Origin of the sequence: Nostoc sp. (genome assembly GCF_035638895.1) — a bacterium.
Classification (GTDB): Bacteria; Cyanobacteriota; Cyanobacteriia; order Cyanobacteriales; family Nostocaceae; genus Nostoc.
The window spans coordinates 16,700-32,971 of record NZ_DASQZC010000362.1 but is presented as its reverse complement, the minus strand read 5'-3'; the positions used below and the strand labels follow the sequence as shown (position 1 = coordinate 32,971).

16 protein-coding genes are annotated in these 16,272 nt (G+C 42.4%); 10 read left to right on the top strand and 6 right to left on the bottom strand.

The window, feature by feature from the left end:
• On the bottom strand, positions 1–479 hold a 479-nt coding region (locus tag VE944_RS17705), incomplete at its 3' end, for a response regulator transcription factor (protein WP_324979507.1).
• Between the two features lie 76 nt (positions 480–555).
• Between VE944_RS17705 and hisG the strand changes: the two genes are divergently transcribed.
• The 5 genes from hisG (at position 556) to VE944_RS17680 (ending at position 8,291) form a co-directional block, all read left to right on the top strand.
• Positions 556–1,200: an ATP phosphoribosyltransferase gene (gene hisG, locus VE944_RS17700; RefSeq protein ID WP_324979493.1), complete on the top strand. Its 645-nt coding sequence runs from the start codon at positions 556–558 to the stop codon at positions 1,198–1,200.
• Between the two features lie 573 nt (positions 1,201–1,773).
• Positions 1,774–4,344: a GAF domain-containing protein gene (locus VE944_RS17695; RefSeq protein WP_324979490.1), complete on the top strand. Its 2,571-nt coding sequence runs from the start codon at positions 1,774–1,776 to the stop codon at positions 4,342–4,344.
• Positions 4,345–4,352: 8 nt separating this feature from the next.
• Positions 4,353–4,778, top strand: coding sequence for a response regulator (locus VE944_RS17690; protein WP_324979504.1), 426 nt, complete (start codon positions 4,353–4,355; stop codon positions 4,776–4,778).
• A 5-nt stretch (positions 4,779–4,783) separates the two neighbouring features.
• Positions 4,784–7,084: a hybrid sensor histidine kinase/response regulator gene (locus VE944_RS17685; RefSeq protein ID WP_324979501.1), complete on the top strand. Its 2,301-nt coding sequence runs from the start codon at positions 4,784–4,786 to the stop codon at positions 7,082–7,084.
• 295 nt (positions 7,085–7,379) lie between these two features.
• Positions 7,380–8,291: a hypothetical protein gene (locus VE944_RS17680; RefSeq protein WP_324979488.1), complete on the top strand. Its 912-nt coding sequence runs from the start codon at positions 7,380–7,382 to the stop codon at positions 8,289–8,291.
• Between the two features lie 149 nt (positions 8,292–8,440).
• On the opposite strand, the gene ychF is transcribed toward VE944_RS17680, so the two are convergent.
• The 3 genes from ychF to yidD form a co-directional block, all read right to left on the bottom strand.
• Positions 8,441–9,532: a redox-regulated ATPase YchF gene (gene ychF, locus VE944_RS17675; RefSeq protein ID WP_324979485.1), complete on the bottom strand. Its 1,092-nt coding sequence runs from the start codon at positions 9,530–9,532 to the stop codon at positions 8,441–8,443.
• 45 nt (positions 9,533–9,577) lie between these two features.
• Entirely contained in the window at positions 9,578–9,754 is a 177-nt protein-coding gene (locus VE944_RS17670; RefSeq protein WP_324979483.1) for a hypothetical protein, read from the bottom strand.
• A 167-nt stretch (positions 9,755–9,921) separates the two neighbouring features.
• Positions 9,922–10,158, bottom strand: coding sequence for a membrane protein insertion efficiency factor YidD (gene yidD, locus VE944_RS17665; protein ID WP_012412579.1), 237 nt, complete (start codon positions 10,156–10,158; stop codon positions 9,922–9,924).
• 61 nt (positions 10,159–10,219) lie between these two features.
• On the opposite strand from yidD, the gene VE944_RS17660 reads away from it, so the two are divergent.
• A complete protein-coding gene (locus VE944_RS17660; protein ID WP_324979476.1) occupies positions 10,220–10,924 on the top strand; it encodes a diacylglycerol/polyprenol kinase family protein in 705 nt (234 codons plus the stop codon).
• Between the two features lie 33 nt (positions 10,925–10,957).
• On the opposite strand, the gene VE944_RS17655 is transcribed toward VE944_RS17660, so the two are convergent.
• Entirely contained in the window at positions 10,958–11,857 is a 900-nt protein-coding gene (locus tag VE944_RS17655) for an alpha/beta fold hydrolase (RefSeq protein WP_324979473.1), read from the bottom strand.
• Between the two features lie 445 nt (positions 11,858–12,302).
• On the opposite strand from VE944_RS17655, the gene VE944_RS17650 reads away from it, so the two are divergent.
• From VE944_RS17650 to VE944_RS17635, 4 genes are all read left to right on the top strand, one after another.
• On the top strand, positions 12,303–12,857 hold the full coding sequence (locus VE944_RS17650; protein WP_324979470.1) for a thioredoxin family protein: 555 nt from the start codon (positions 12,303–12,305) through the stop codon (positions 12,855–12,857).
• Positions 12,858–12,928: 71 nt separating this feature from the next.
• The gene (pyrH, locus tag VE944_RS17645; protein WP_100898733.1) at positions 12,929–13,657 is read left to right on the top strand and encodes a UMP kinase; all 729 of its coding nucleotides are present in this window, start codon (positions 12,929–12,931) and stop codon (positions 13,655–13,657) included.
• Positions 13,644–14,192: a ribosome recycling factor gene (gene frr / locus VE944_RS17640; protein ID WP_324979465.1), complete on the top strand. Its 549-nt coding sequence runs from the start codon at positions 13,644–13,646 to the stop codon at positions 14,190–14,192. The genes pyrH and frr overlap by 14 nt, the downstream gene beginning before the upstream one ends.
• Before the next feature lie 118 nt (positions 14,193–14,310).
• On the top strand, positions 14,311–15,432 hold the full coding sequence (locus tag VE944_RS17635; protein WP_324979464.1) for a geranylgeranyl reductase family protein: 1,122 nt from the start codon (positions 14,311–14,313) through the stop codon (positions 15,430–15,432).
• Between the two features lie 136 nt (positions 15,433–15,568).
• On the opposite strand, the gene VE944_RS17630 is transcribed toward VE944_RS17635, so the two are convergent.
• Positions 15,569–16,189, bottom strand: a complete 621-nt coding sequence (locus tag VE944_RS17630; RefSeq protein ID WP_324979462.1) for a hypothetical protein — start codon at positions 16,187–16,189, stop codon at positions 15,569–15,571.
• Between the last annotated feature and the right edge of the window lie 83 nt (positions 16,190–16,272).

Genomic DNA, 16,272 nt, shown 5'->3' with positions numbered 1-16,272 from the left:
TGGCTTTCTTTTTGCGATAGCTCAATTATTCTTCCTTGGCGATAGGCTACTTGATTTTCACAATCGAGTTCTAAATCAGCGACGGTTAAACGTCCAGTGGTGGTTTCATAGGTTTGGGAACCGGAACGACGCAATAAAGCCCGGACTCTCGCTAGTAACTCCCGCAGTTCAAAAGGTTTAACCAAATAGTCGTCTGCACCAGCATCTAAACCCTGTACGCGGTCATCTAAAGTATCCTTGGCTGTGAGAAACAGCACGGGAGTAGTTTTACCTTGGCATCGTAATTGCTGACAAATTTCTAACCCCGTTTTTCCTGGCAACATCCAATCTAAAATTAGTAGGTCATAACTACCTGTTTGTGCATGTTCGTTGCCACTTGTGCCATCGTAAGCGGCATCCACAATGTAACCCTCACGAGTTAATAAGCGACTCAAGGGTTCAGTTAGTTCAACTTCATCATCAACTAATAAAATTCTCATGCTGCTTGTGGTAAGCATATAGAGATATTCTCAATATTATTAAACTGCCAGAACGCTAAGGATATTAAGAAAAATAATGCTGACTGTTGCATTGCCAAAAGGGGAACTCCTTAAAAATAGCATCCTGCTGCTACAATCTGTGGGATTAGATTTTAGTGCTTTTTTAGATTCAGGAACTCGCCAACTTCAAATTCCTGACACTAAGGGACTTGCAAAAGCTTTGTTGGTGCGGGCGCAAGATGTGCCTGTTTACGTGGAATATGGTCAGGCACAACTGGGTGTTGTTGGTTACGATGTGTTGCGGGAGAAGCAGCCGCAAGTTGCCCACTTGGTAGATTTGCAGTTTGGGCATTGTCGGATGTCGGTGGCAGTAAAAGCATCCAGTTCTTACCGATCGCCTTTAGATTTACCAGCGCATGGTAGAGTTGCTTCAAAATATGTGAATTGCGCTCGTGAATATTTCCACAGTCTAGATTTACCTGTGGAAATAGTGCCGTTGTATGGTTCAGTTGAACTAGGCCCGATTACTGGAATGTCAGAAGCGATCGTGGATTTGGTTTCTACAGGGCGGACTTTGCGCGAAAATGGTTTGATTGAAATTGCGACTCTCTATGAAAGCACGGCGCGGTTGATTGCCCATCCTTTGAGTTACCGCCTGAACACGGGTAATTTAAGTGATGTGATTGCCAAGCTGCGAGAAGCGGTTTTGGTAGAGGTGTAATAGTAGTGCTGTCAAGGTGACGTAATTCACGGTTTATCAAATAGCCCAAAGAAACCTCACCCTGATTTTGCTTGTGCAAAACCTGTCCCTCTCAGAACTCACGGCTACGGTGTACACACAAGTCCTAAAAACTTAGCTTGATGACGCTTTCTTTATTCTCATGTAGAGCATTGTCAGTCGATACAATGGCATTGCAGGTTAAGAACTTGTGGGTGTACAACGTAGCCTTGTTAACGAGAGGGATGTGTGTGAGGACAAGGTGAGGTTTTAATGATTAGTAGATAGTCTGCAACAATTAAATCTCCTTATACAGACTAAATTTGTTTACACTAAAATTAGCGCGATATATACCGAAGAGCTATGCCTACGCAATAATTTTGCGGCGTATACAGGGAATGCTTGGTACTAAAAATCACTTTTAATGCGAATTTGGCATTTTGATAGAATTTAACAGGCTTTCCTGAACAGCCAGAGGCGGGGAAAAGACTAAGAATTATTACAAGAGGTTAAGCTATTCTTGAGATAGCCACCCTCATGACTGGATATTACATTTAAATTTATCAAGAAAAGTTAATGAAAGCTGGACAAATTGATACAGAAGTGGCAAGGCTAGAAGCTCTCCGCCAGTATCAAATTCTTGACACCGAACCGGAAGAAGCTTACGACAATCTTGCTCAGTTAGCGGCATTTATTTGTGGTACGTCCATATCCTTGGTAAATTTCATTGATGAAAACCGTCAATGGTTTAAGGCAAAAGTAGGCTTAGATGTATCAGAAATGCCGCGGTGTATTGGGTTATCTTACCTTTGCCAAGAGCGGCGTAATGTTGTGGTGGTTCCTGACACCCTTGCTGATGAAACATTAGCAAATAATGCGGTCGTAATTGGCTATCCATATATACGGTTTTATGCAGGTGTACCCCTAATTACTCCCAAGGGAGATATGCTGGGAACTCTGTGTGTAATTGACCAAGCCCCAAAAGAATTGAGCCAAAAACAAGTGGAGGCGCTTGTAGCTCTAAGCCGCTTGGTAATCGACCAATTAGAACTCAGGCGTCATGTAACTGAGGTATCTCAAGTTACCGAGAAGCTCGTGGTACACCAGCAAGCAGCACACGCCGAGTCAGAATCGGCGAGAATCCGCATTGCTAATTTGCTCGAAAGCATCACTGATGGGTTTTTTGCTTTAGACAAAAAGTGGCGATTTACTTACATTAATGGTCAAGCAGAACGGCTGTTGCAAAAAACCCAGAATGAATTATTAGGTCAAAGCATTTGGAGGGTATTTCCAGAACTTATAGGCACAACATTCCATCGTGAGTATCACAAGGCAATGTTAAAACAGGTGAGTGTGGAATTTGAGGAGTTTTATCAGCCACTAAACTGCTGGCTTCAAATCCACGCTTATCCTGCAAAAGACGGCTTATCTGTTTATTTCCAAGACATCACTGAACGACGGCGAACAGCAGAAGCACTACGAGAGAGTGAAGAACGTTGGCAATTGGCATCAAATGGCAATAATGATGGTATTTGGGATTGGAACCTCAAGACTAATGAAGTGTTCTTCTCAACTCGGTGGAAGGAAATGCTCGGTTATAAAGACCACGAAGTTTCCAACGCTTGGGATGAATGGACAAAACTAATCCACCCCGATGAGCGAGATTGGGTACTTCAAGCCTTCCAAGACCACTTTGCCAAGAAAACACCGTTTTATGTCTGTGAATATCAAGTCCAGTGCCAAGACGGCAGCTATAAATGGATTCTAGATCGAGGACAGGCACTTTGGGACGCATCAGGTGATATAGTGCGGATGGTGGGTTCTTATACTGATATCACAGATCGCAAGCAGGCAGATGAAGAATTAAAGCGGCAGAATTTGCGATCGCAATTATTTGCTGAAATCACTCTGAAAATTCGAGAATCTTTACAAATAGACGAAATCCTCCAAACCACGGTAACAGAGGTACAAAAACTGCTACAAGCTGACCGAGTTTTAATTTTTCAACTAGAGCCTGATGGTTCAGGAACAGTAGTGCAAGAGGCGGTGCTACCTGGTTGGCCGGTAATTTTGGGAAGAAATATTTTTGACCCCTGCTTTAAAGAAGAATACATAGAAAGATATCGCCAAGGCAGAGTGAGTGCGATGGAAGACGTTGAAACTGCTCATATTCAACCATGCCATCGAGAATTTCTTCAGCAGTTTGCTATCAAGGCTAACCTCATAGTGCCAATTCTCGTTAGGGACGGCATTTGGGGTTTGTTGCTGGCTCATCAGTGTGCTGCACCTCGACGGTGGAATAATTTTGAGACGGAGTTGTTAAAGCAACTAGCTAACCAAATTGGGATTGCTTTATCTCAAGCGCAACTATTAGAAAAAGAAACCCAGCAAAGTCAAGAACTTGCTCGTTCTAATGCGGAATTAGAACAGTTTGCTTATGTAGCTTCCCATGACTTGCAAGAGCCATTGCGGATGGTAACGAGTTATTTACAACTACTAGAGCGAAGATACAAAAATCAACTAGATACCAATGCTGATCAGTTTATCAACTATGCAGTAGATGGGGCGCGGCGGATGCAGACCCTAATCAATGATTTGTTGAATTATTCTCGCGTTAGTTCCCGTGGACAGCCCTTTACGCGAGTAAATTGTAGTATTGTCTTAGAACAGGCGATCGCTAATTTGCAAATTGCGATCGCCGATAGTCAAGCAATTGTTACTCACGAGCCTCTACCTGAAGTTATGGCTGATGCTACCCAATTGATCCAAGTATTTCAAAACCTGATTGGCAATGCGATCAAATTTTGCCAGAATCAGCAGCCACGAATTCACATCGGGGTAACGAAGACACATGCAAATCCAGATGGAGAAAGTTTAAACGTTATCCAGTCAGTAGATGAATGGTTGTTCTCGGTGTGCGATAATGGTATTGGTTTGGAATCCCAGTATGCTGAACGTATTTTTATAATTTTTCAGCGCTTGCACGGTAGAGATAAGTATCCCGGTACTGGAATTGGTTTAGCAATTTGTAAAAAAATTATAGAACGCCACGGCGGCCAGATTTGGGTTGAGTCAACACTGGGTCAAGGCTCGACTTTCTACTTGACAATTCCAGATAAAGCAGGTAAGCAATCGTGGGCATTATAACAGGGATTATGCCTATTGAGGTTTTGTTGGTAGAGGATAATCCTGGTGATGCTCAACTCACACGCATCGCCTTGGAAGATAGCAAAATTTCGATTCACTTGAATGTGGTCGAAGATGGTGTAGAAGCAATGGCATTCTTACGAAAGCAGGAAAAATATGTCGAAGCAGCTCATCCAGATATTGTCCTGCTCGATTTAAATCTACCCAGAAAAGATGGGCGGGAAGTACTGGCAGAAATTAAAGGAGATGAAAACCTCAGGCGAATCCCTGTAGTAATTTTGACAACTTCCCAAGCTGAAGAAGATATCCTCAAAGCCTATAATTTATGTGCAAACTGTTATATAACTAAGCCAGTAGATTTCGATCAATTCGTTAAAATTGTCCAATCAATAGAAAATTTTTGGTTTGCGATCGTAAAACTGCCACCGGAGTAGTGGAAATGGCAGGTAAAAATATTAAAGTCTTATTAGTAGAAGATAACCCTGGTGATGTCTTTTTATTACAGGAGTTTTTAAAGGAAGTTACTACAGTTGTAGTTGATTTGATGCCCGTTGAGCGCCTTTCAGAAGCCCTCAACTACTTAGCTAAAGAACTTTTTGATGTAATTTTGTTAGACCTCTCGCTGCCAGATAGCCAGGGACTAGAAACTTTTGTCATCGCTCACCATCAAGCAAAAGCCACTCCGATAATTGTGCTGACGGGTATAAACGATGAAACCCTAGCAATTAGAGCAATGCAAGAAGGAGCGCAAGATTATTTGGTGAAAGGGCAAGTAACTGGCGACTTGCTGGTGCGCTCCATGCGTTATGCCATCGAACGGCAACGGGCAGACAACGCACTGCGACAGAGTGAGGAACGATTTCGGGTGGCCCTGAAAAACTCTCCCATCTTCGTCTACAACCAAGATTGCGAGTTACGGTACACCTGGGTTTACAATCCCTCTTATGGATTGACGGTTGAAGAAATGTTGGGCAAACAAGACTTGGATATTATCCCACTTGAAGATGCTCAACGTCTCACTACAATTAAACGTGGAGTGTTAAGTACTGGTATAGGAACGCGAGAGGAAGTATCAATAACAATCAAAGATACAACTAGATATTACGATTTGACAGTTGAGCCATTGCGGAATGAGTCGCAAGAAATTGTCGGCGTAACATGCGCCAGTATCGATATTAGCGAACGACAAGCCGCACTGCGCGAACAGCAAGCTGCGCTACGCGAACGCAAATTGGCAGAAGAAAAAATCCGCGAACAAGCAGCATTACTTGACGTTACCACAGATGCCATTTCCCTGCGAGATTTAAACAATCAAATTATCTTCTGGAACAAAGGCGCAGAAACACTTTACGGTTGGAAAGCGGCAGAAGCTTGCGGCCAAAATGCTAGTGAGCTTTTGTATGACGAATTTTCACCAGAAATCGAAGCGGCTCTTTTACAAGTTCTTAGTAAAGGAAAGTGGCAGGGCGAGTTAAATAAACTTACTAAAACTGACAAGGAAATCCTTGTTGCTAGTCGCTGGAGTTTAGTGTGCGATGAACAAGGGAAACCCAAATCAATTCTCACCGTTGATACAGATGTTACCGAGAAAAAACACCTAGAAGCTCAATTGTTTCGGGCCCAACGCCTGGAAAGTATTGGCACTTTAGCTAGTGGCATTGCTCACGACCTCAACAATATCCTTACACCGATTTTGGCAGGAGCGCAATTATTACCACTCAAATTTCCTGATGCAGATGAGCGAACTCGCCATCTACTAGAGATTTTGGAAATCAACGCTAGACGCGGTGCTGATTTAGTCAAACAGGTGCTATCCTTTGCGCGGGGTGTAGAAGGGAAGCGCATCACTTTGCAACTCAGACATATAATTGTGGAACTTGGCAAGATTCTCAAAGAGACATTTCCCAAATCCATAGAAATCAGCACTGATGTACCACAAGATTTGTGGATGGTTTCTGGAGATAGCACACAACTGCATCAAGTGCTGATGAACCTCTGCGTTAACGCCCGCGACGCTATATCCAATGGTGGTAGTTTGAGTATTTATGCTGAGAATCTGTTGATTGACGAAAATTATGCCCGCATGAACCTGGAAGCCAAAGAGGGGCCTTACACAGTGGTTACTATCTCCGATACTGGAGGTGGGATACCTAGAGAAATCTTAGATAGAATTTTCGAGCCATTCTTTACTACAAAAGAGGTAGGACAAGGCACTGGTTTAGGACTTTCCACCGTACTGGGGATAGTTAAAAGCCACGGAGGTTTTGTGAATGTGTATAGCGAAGTGGGAAGTGGCACTAGCTTTAAGGTTTACTTGCCAGCAGTGGAGGGAATGGAAACACTCACTCCAGAAGAATTGCCACCACAGACAGGACATGGAGAATTAATTTTGATTGTGGATGATGAAGCTGCCATTCAAGAGATTACCAGAACATCACTAGAAGCTCACAACTATAAAATCTTAGTTGCCAGTGATGGCATTGAGGCGATCGCGCTGTACGCTAAAAATAGGGACAAAATTAGTGCTGTACTAATGGATATTATGCTACCCTCGCTGGATGGTTTAACTGCCATCCGTACCCTGCAAAAAATTAACCCCCAAGCCAGAATTATTGCCACCAGTGGACTTATGTCTGACAAGAAGCTCAGTGCATTAACTAACATTGGTATCAATACCTTTTTGCCGAAGCCCTATACTGTCAACGAATTATTGCTTTCTTTACAGAAAGTGCTATCTTGAGTCAAACAATTTTGGATTTTAGATTTTAGATTCACCTTATGTCTAAAATCATTGGCTTTGTCATTTGATTTTAGATTTGTTTCATCTCACGTCCGCATAAATAGTTATGCTAACCACAGTCATTAATCGAAAATCCAAAATTTAAAATCAGGTCAATTGATTACGTAATTTTACTAATGGCTAAGAGTACAAAAGACTGCTTTATTGATGTGGGTGCAAATTGTTTTGATTTGATATGATTGAGCATCCGTTAACACCCTCCTTTTACCGATACTCACAGCTTGGCTAAATCAATATGCCTCGGTTTCTTAGGTTAATTATCAATATAGTAGTCTTAGGTGCATTCTTACTTATATCCCAGCAAGTTTGGGCGCAAGATTGGCGTCCGGTTCGGGGTGGTATCCCTTTTGGTATCAGTGGTATGGCTTTGATAGAGCAACAAAACAATACGCTCGATTTTTTGATTGTCCATGACAACAAACAAAAAAACCAAGGTCGTTTAGCAATTATCAGCATAAAGGGTAAAAACCAACTTGAATATTTTCCATTGAACTGGCCAGGTAAAATAGAATTACCCATCGATTTAGAAGCTTTAACATCTGTTCCAGAAAAAACAAAGTTATCATTTATCGCTTTAAGCAGTTCTGGAAAAGCTTATTACATCAGGTTAGAGGCTGCCAATAAGACCATCTCTATTATCAAGGAATTCGATTTACCAGGAATTATTCAAGGAGATAATTTTGAATCATTTGGATTACAAAATATAGACGGCAAATTAGTTGCTATTTGGGGACATAGAGGTGAAGGAGAACAACCAGCAACTATTTTTTGGGGAATATTTGACTTAGCTAAATATCAAATTACTCTCGCAGGTTCTGCCAATCTGAAAGTACCGTTTCCATCTGGCAAAGTTCGTCATATTTCAGATATTAAAGTAGACCCCGTAGGAATTGTATACATCACCTCAGCAAGTGATGCCGGAGATGATGGGCCATTCCAGTCAGCTGTCTATGTCGCTGGTTACTTGGGATTTCGTGGGAACAAAATTGCATGGCGGCAAAACCCTCAACTTGTTCCCCTTTACCGCTCTGATTACCACAAAATTGAAGGTATGGAACTTGTTCCCGGTGCAGAAGGCGGTGTGATTGTTGGTACAGATGATGAGAATTTGGGTTCTTATGTATACATTGTAGGTGGAAATAGCTGAACTATGTCCAATGAGTATGAGAATAGGCAGACATTCTGTCTACCTACTTTTAGCTTGTTGAGGGTGCGATGCCTACGGCGGGCAAAGCCTACGCAACTTATTGTAAGTTGACCATTATCTTATCGATAACAGCCACTCATTAATTACATTTACACATTAAATCGGAACAACATTACATCCCCTTCTTGCACAACATACTCTTTCCCTTCACTGCGAACCAACCCTTTTTCCTTCGCAGCATTCATCGAACCAGTTGTTACCAAATCTTTATAAGCGACAGTTTCGGCGCGAATAAATCCCCGCTCAAAATCACTGTGGATTACACCAGCAGCTTGAGGTGCAGACATTCCGGTATTAATTGTCCAAGCGCGGGTTTCTTTAGGGCCAGAAGTGAAATATGTCCGCAAACCTAAAAGTGTGTAAGTTGCCCGAATCAATGATTTCAAACCGCCTTCTTCCACACCTAAAGACGCGAGGAAATCAGCTTTATCTTCCTCTGGTAATTCCACTAATTCAGCTTCAACTTGAGCCGAAACTATCACAACTTGAGCATTTTCTGTCGATGCAATTTGCCGCACTGTTTCCACAAAATGATTACCAGTTGCCAACTCATCTTCAGATACATTCGCGGCGTAGATAATCGGCTTATAAGTAAGCAGTTCTAATCCTTTAATAATTTCTGTTTCTTCTTCATTCAAGCTCACCTGACGCACCGATTTACCTTCATTTAAAGCCGCAGCTAATTTTTCTAAGACTGTGATTTCAAACTGTGCATCTTTGCTTGTACGAGCTTGTTTACGAGTGCGATCAATTCGCCGCTCAATTTGTGCTAAATCTGATAAGCCTAGTTCTATATTAATGATTTCAATATCTCGCGCTGGATCGACAGAACCAGCAACGTGGATAATATCGTCATTCTCAAAACAACGTACCACATGGACGATCGCATCAACTTCCCGAATGTGGGACAGGAATTGATTCCCTAGTCCCTCACCCTGACTAGCACCTTTAACTAAACCGGCGATATCTACAAATTCAACCCGCGCCGGGATAATTTGTACCGAACTGGCAATCTTAGCAAGAACATTTAACCGTTCATCCGGTACCGCGACAACGCCGACATTCGGTTCAATCGTGCAAAAAGGAAAGTTAGCTGCTTCTGCTTTGGCATTAGCAACTACAGCATTAAATAAAGTAGATTTTCCGACGTTGGGAAGTCCGACAATTCCGGCTCTTAGCATTTTGGATTTTAGATTTGAGATTTTAGATTACATTACCAAGTTAATCTAAACAGGTTCCGGTATGGTTTGGGGAATTGGCCCTGGAACCGTCTGAGGAATGGGAGCAGGTACAGGTTCAGGACTAGGTAGCGGATTCGGCTGAGGATTGGGGCTAGGTAGTGGATTCGGCCCAGGCGTAGGAATTTGTGGTTCTGGTATAGAAATCGCAGTAGGATTAAGCATGATAAATCTAAATTAAATTATTCAACCTTCCCACGCTAGATGAAAACCTCATCTGTTGACATCTCCCCAAATAGCTATACTCACGAACAAATCATTTAATAATCTACCCCTCTTCTCATTCTCTGCGTCCCTCCGCGCTCCTTTGCGTTTAAACTCCAATCCTCAAACTACTCCTCCTTCACCTTTTCCACCACCTCTGGCACTGGATCGTAACCACCTGGATGAAACGGATGACAGCGCAAAATCCGCCGAGTTGCCATCCAGCTACCACGCAACACTCCAAATCGTTCAATAGCTTCAATAGCATACATCGAACAAGTTGGTTGAAAGCGACAAGTGGGGAGAAACAACGGCGAGATAAACATTCGGTAGCCCCGAATCAGCCAAATAAATAATAATTTCATTGCAGCTACCCAAATCTTATAAATTAGTAACAAGGGTAAAACTTTTCATTTTGTTGCATCTTTGCTAATTACATTTTCTGACTTCACCTCAATTCCGGTTTTCTGGCTGCAAATTGCGATAGCTGCAATTTGGGTGTTACTCATCCTCCTGATTGCATGGGTGGTAAACCGCTTCGCCGACAAGCCAGAAATCGTGCGGAAGATAGTTCATATTGGCACTGGTAATGTAATTTTAATCGCTTGGTGGCTCGATATTCCCGCCAGTGTAGGGATTACAGCTTCTATTCTAGCCAGTGCAATCACCTTATTATCCTACCGATTACCAATTCTTCCTGGTATTAATAGCGTTGGACGGCAAAGTTTAGGGACATTTTTTTACTCTGTCAGTTTCGGTATTTTAGTTGCCTGGTTCTGGTATTTACAACAACCCCAGTACGCAGCACTAGGAATTTTGATAATGACTTGGGGAGATGGACTAGCAGCCTTAATTGGGCAACGTTTTGGTAAACATAAGTATAAAGTTTTTGGGACAGAAAAAAGTTGGGAAGGCTCCCTAACTATGATGCTCGTTAGCTATGTTGTCAGTAGTTTGATTTTAGTTGGAACTCAAGGAAACAGTTGGCAAACTTGGGCAGTATCACTGTTAGTAGCAGTTATCGCTACGGCTTTAGAAGCTATTTCATTTTTGGGTATTGACAATTTGACAGTTCCCTTAGGCAGTGCAGCCCTTGCCTACTTTTTAAGTCAGTTAGTTTTGAGTTACTAATCTTTCCATTATGTGAAAATTGAGTCAAATCTATTACCGCGATCGCTCCAAAATCCAATTGAGTAAAATCGGATTGACTAACTCCGGCGCTTCATCCTGCGGACAATGCCCCACTCCCTCTAAAGGAATAAACTTTTCTACTTGCCCAAAGTTAGCTAATTCTCTCCCTAACTTAATTGGTTCCCACGGATCGGCTGTTCCCCACAAGATAATCGCCGGACACGGTAGCAGTGGCAAAAGGTCTTCTGGTAGTGGCCCTGTAGAATAAGAAGTAAAAGCAAGAAACACAGCACTAGCCCCCACATCGCTTGCTGGTGAAGTGAGAATATCTACCAACTCATCTGTCACCATCTCAGCATTTGCATAAGCTTGCAGCAGAATTTTCCGCACCGTTTTCGGTTTGGCGAGTTGATTGAAAAAGAAATCACCAACTGGTTTGATAGATAACAGGCGTTGCAGTATAGGCGCTCCGTAACGACGAGATAAAGGTAAAGTTACCCGTTTGCGATCGTGCAACAGCCGTAAAGAACAGTTGAGCAAAGCAACTCCCAAGGCAATATCTGGGTTGCTTACTGCTGCTTGCATGGCGACAATACAGCCTATTGAATTTCCCACTAAAAAAGCTGGCTCACCGACAACTTCGCGGCAAAAATCTGCCACTTGCTGTCCCCAAGTTTCTAGAGTATAGGCAATTTTTTCTCCAGGTTGAGGTTTTGCGGAAGCACCAAAACCAATCAAATCGATCGCATAAACCCGGCAACTTTGTGCTAATACGGGAATATTTTTCCGCCAATGCCACCAAGAAGCACCAAATCCATGCACCAGAACAACAGCTGGCCCAGTGGTTCCTTGTGTTTGATAGCAGATAGGGAAATCTTGCCAAATCCAGGTTTTTGTAGAGTTAAGTGCTGTTTTTGAACTTGAGGTTGTCATAAAAATTTGATGAATAGAAGGGTAAAAGCCTTTCAGCAGCAAGACGCAAGTAAAATTGTTGTGAATTTGAATAAAATTTATCAGATTTTCAAAGTAAATCCTTTGCTCTAGTGATAGCTTAGACAGACAGCACGAAAGCTTCTTGGCTGATAATTTTATTCAGCATAGATTTCCGTCTTGTTGATAAAGGTAATTTACTCACAAATTAGATTATGTCAGTATTTAGAAATCATAACTTCTAGAATATGAGTAATATTTTCGCTATTTTTAGATGTGAGCGAATTAGCATCACTGCTAGATTCAGTAGTTTCACAATTTACGATCGCGAATTTGGTATATAACATTGTCGAATATGAGGCATCGGCTAAGGGGTGGGTTTGCAACTGGAAACTGACGCTGAATTTAACAATATTTTTCTTGTTCCTAGTTCTGCGAGCCAGAAATCATGAATCTACTAGAAACAATCGATACTCCCGTTGGGAGCTATGCACCCGATTTTGAACTGCCAGGAATTGACGGTCAAGTACACCATCTTAGGCGTTATCTTGAGAAGTTCCGAGCAGTGGGCGTTATTTCTCTATGTAACCACTGTCCTTATGTAGAGTGGTATATAGACAGGTTAAAAAACATTCAAGCCGAATTTGCCCCAAAAGGCTTGACATTAATTGGGATGAATGGTAGTGATGGTAATCACGGCACTAGACCAAGCTTTGAAAATATGAAAGCTTTTGCCCAGCGTCACGATTTGAACTTTCCTTACCTGTGGGACTCGACGCAAGATGTAACCCGCAGCTTTGGTGCTACAAAAACACCAATGGCATTTTTAATAGATACTAATGGTATAGTACGCTACAAAGGCAAAATTGATGATCATCCCCAAGATCCATTATCGGCGGGAGAGGATTATTTAAGAACTGCGATCGCTTCTCTGTTTCTTGGGGAAAAAATAGATATTCCAGAAACACAACCAATAGGTACTACATTGATTTGGCGTAACTAGACATAGATAGTCCCTGTAACTGCTATCTTAAATTGGAGGCAATTGCAACTTTTTTGATAAAGCGGAACTTCATGGGAACGAATTACCGACGGGTTTTACTCAAACTGAGCGGTGAAGCCTTAATGGGCAACATGGGCTATGGCATTGATCCCGAAGTGGTCAAAGGCATAGCACAAGAATTAGCAGAGGTGATAGCCACTGGCACTCAAATCGCCATAGTTGTTGGCGGCGGCAATATTTTTCGTGGCGTCAAAGCAGCGTCGGCGGGGATGGACAGGGCAACCGCTGACTATATTGGGATGATTGCCACGGTAATGAATGCCATGACGTTGCAAGATTCGTTAGAACGCATAGGAGTACAGACGCGGGTGCAAACTGCGATCGCTATGCAAGAATTAGCAGAACCGTATATCCGTCGTCGTGCCATCCGCCATCTTGAAAAAGGGCGGGTGGTAATTTTTGGTGCTGGTTCTGGAAATCCCTTCTTTACTACGGATACTACTGCGGCATTAAGAGCCGCAGAAATTGATGCAGAAGTGATTTTTAAAGCTACCAAAGTAGACGGAGTGTATGATGCCGATCCTCATATTTATCCTGACGCCAAGCGTTACAATAGCCTTACCTACGCGCATGTTTTAGCCAAAGATTTGCGGGTGATGGATAGTACTGCGATCGCCTTGTGTAAAGAAAATAATATCCCAATTCTGGTATTTGACTTAACGGTGCGAGGTAACATCCACCGAGCCGTCTTGGGAGAATCCATCGGTACCCTTGTGGGAGGTTCTTGTGATATTAGCTGACGCGAAAAGTAAAATGCAAAGTTCTGTTGATTCAACTCAACGAGCTTTTAACACGATTCGCACTGGTCGCGCCAATGCGAGTCTATTAGATAAGGTATTAGTGGACTATTACGGTTCGCCCACGCCCATAAAATCACTGGCAAATATTAGCACGCCAGATGCCTCGACAATTCTGATTCAGCCCTACGAGCGTAATACCCTAAACATCGTTGAGAAGGCTATTTCCCTCTCAGATGTGGGTTTAACCCCCAGTAACGACGGTTCTGTAATTCGGCTGAATATTCCGCCTTTGACTAGCGATCGCCGTAAAGAATTTGTCAAAATGGCATCTAAATATGCTGAAGAGGGTCGTGTTGCTATTCGCAACATCCGCCGTGATGCCATAGACGCCATTCGCAAACAAGAGAAAGCCTCTGAAATCTCCAAAGATGAATCAAAAGACCAACAAGATAGCTTGCAAAAACTCACAAACGAGTATAGTGCCAAAATAGACGCACTCTTGGCAGAAAAAGAAAAAGACATCACGACTGTTTAAAGTTTAATGTCTCAAGCATAAAGGCTGAAGGATGATGGATAAATTCTTCAGCCTTTATCATTTGTTAGATATTTAACAAAAATTAATTAAACTAATTCAGGAGCAAAAATTCAGCCTTATGTACGATTGCATCATCGTCGGCGCTGGGCCAGCTGGTGGAACAGCTGCATATCATTTAGCTAAACAGGGCCGCTCAGTATTAGTCTTAGAAAAAGAATCCCTACCAAGATATAAACCTTGTGGCGGTGGTGTATCTCCAGCGATCGCTCAATGGTTTGACTTTGATTTTAGCCCAGCAATTTCTGTCAAAGCCGACTCCTTTCGCTTTACCTGGAAATTAGGCGATCCAGTGGAAGCAAAAATCGCCACAGAAGAACCAGTCTGGATGGTGCGACGAGATATTTTTGACCATTTCCTAGTGCAGCAGGCGCAGAAACAAGGGGCTGAACTACAAGATAATACTGAAGTAACGGGTATTGAATTTAAAAGTGACTATTGGCAAATTAACACAACCAATGGGCCCATTACAGGTCGCTACTTAATCGCGGCTGATGGTGCTAAAGGGCCAATGGCAAAATGGTTAGGCTTCAAAGACCGTAAACGCAGTTTAGCAGCAGCTTTAGAAGCAGAAGTTTCTGCAACTGTCAAAGACAAATCCACAATTCACCTTGAGTTGGGATTGGTGAAAAATGGTTACATTTGGAACTTCCCGAAGGCGGATGGTTATTCCATTGGTATCGGTACATTTGTCGGTGGCCAACCCCAAGATTTTAAAAAGATTTTAGATGAGTACGCGCGATCGTTTGATCTAGATATCAAAACTAGCAAGCAGTATGGTTATCCCCTTTGCTTGTGGAATGGAAAGCAAAAGTTGCATACCCAAAATGCAGTTTTGGCTGGGGAAGCTGCTTGTGTAGTTTATCCCATGACAGCAGAAGGCATTCGTCCGTCAATTTTTAGCGGTTTGATTGCAGCAGGAGCTATTAATGACGCCCTTTCTGGTGATAGCAATGCTTTAGAAAAATATACTGAAGCTATTAATGAAGAATGGGGTACTGAGATGGCTTGGGCACAAAAATTAGCTGGAGCATTCTACCGCTTTCCTGCTATTGGCTACAAAGTTGGTGTTAAGCATCCCTCCGGTGCCAAAATTATGGGTAAGATTCTCTGTGGAGAACTGCGGTATAGCGACGTTACCGATCGCGCCCTCAAGCGTTTAATCCCTGGCTTTGGAGGTTAAGTATTAGGGATTAGGTAACGAATATCTAGTGGATGAGACGCCCACCTCACGAAAATTAATTAATCATCTCTTCTAGGGTGGGCGTCTCACCCGCCCTATTTTCACTTTAATTATTGTTTATCTACTTAGTATTTCTCTAAACTAGGGTTTTAGACAAAGAACTCTCAAAGGTCTGCAATATAATTCCTAGAATTCTATCGACTGCATTAACATGATATTCTATTGAGTCAATGCAAACAGTATTCTGTTCTAAAGTCAGGAATTTCCAAGCAGTTCCACTTGTTACAACTCCATATATGACTTTAATATCATTTCCTGCTCTTTCATTGAATATCTGAGCAGCAATCATTGTAGCTGCACATTGCCCCAATCCACCGATGATATTCTCATTTTTGGCCTTTATAACAGTGACTACAGGGGCACTGATAAAATACTGTTCACGAGATGCGCTGAGAATGAAGTCACAAAAACCTGAGAGTCCTTTAGCAGGATCAATATTGAACTCTGTACCTGAAAATAAGCTGATCTGATAATTTAACTGTCGCCTCACCTCAGACAGAATAGGAGCGATTAAGAACTCAGAACGAGCTTTTTCGCTGTTAATAGCAGTTGCTAAAGTTAGGTTCTCATCCAGCAACCGCTTTAGCAAGTCAGAGGGCTGCACCCCGCCTACAGTCAGAAACAGATTGCGTGTCTCTGACAAAGTTAAGCTAAATGCATCTCTAACTTTAACAAGACTAAAATCACTGTATGCCATAGACTTCTGCTCCAGTTCTATTTTAATAATGCATGGCTTGTCGGTCATTGCAAGATATTATTTGAAAGGCAAGCTTCGTTAGC

Excerpts from the sequence above, each read along its gene's own strand:
- hisG (WP_324979493.1), top strand. The coding sequence starts at position 556 with ATGCTGACTGTTGCATTGCCAAAAGGGGAACTCCTTAAAAATAGCATC.
- VE944_RS17695 (WP_324979490.1), top strand. The coding sequence starts at position 1,774 with ATGAAAGCTGGACAAATTGATACAGAAGTGGCAAGGCTAGAAGCTCTC.
- VE944_RS17690 (WP_324979504.1), top strand. The coding sequence starts at position 4,353 with ATGCCTATTGAGGTTTTGTTGGTAGAGGATAATCCTGGTGATGCTCAA.
- VE944_RS17685 (WP_324979501.1), top strand. The coding sequence starts at position 4,784 with ATGGCAGGTAAAAATATTAAAGTCTTATTAGTAGAAGATAACCCTGGT.
- VE944_RS17680 (WP_324979488.1), top strand. The coding sequence starts at position 7,380 with ATGCCTCGGTTTCTTAGGTTAATTATCAATATAGTAGTCTTAGGTGCA.
- ychF (WP_324979485.1), bottom strand. The coding sequence starts at position 9,532 with ATGCTAAGAGCCGGAATTGTCGGACTTCCCAACGTCGGAAAATCTACT.
- VE944_RS17670 (WP_324979483.1), bottom strand. The coding sequence starts at position 9,754 with ATGCTTAATCCTACTGCGATTTCTATACCAGAACCACAAATTCCTACG.
- yidD (WP_012412579.1), bottom strand. The coding sequence starts at position 10,158 with ATGAAATTATTATTTATTTGGCTGATTCGGGGCTACCGAATGTTTATC.
- VE944_RS17655 (WP_324979473.1), bottom strand. The coding sequence starts at position 11,857 with ATGACAACCTCAAGTTCAAAAACAGCACTTAACTCTACAAAAACCTGG.
- VE944_RS17650 (WP_324979470.1), top strand. The coding sequence starts at position 12,303 with ATGAATCTACTAGAAACAATCGATACTCCCGTTGGGAGCTATGCACCC.
- pyrH (WP_100898733.1), top strand. The coding sequence starts at position 12,929 with ATGGGAACGAATTACCGACGGGTTTTACTCAAACTGAGCGGTGAAGCC.
- VE944_RS17635 (WP_324979464.1), top strand. The coding sequence starts at position 14,311 with ATGTACGATTGCATCATCGTCGGCGCTGGGCCAGCTGGTGGAACAGCT.
- VE944_RS17630 (WP_324979462.1), bottom strand. The coding sequence starts at position 16,189 with ATGGCATACAGTGATTTTAGTCTTGTTAAAGTTAGAGATGCATTTAGC.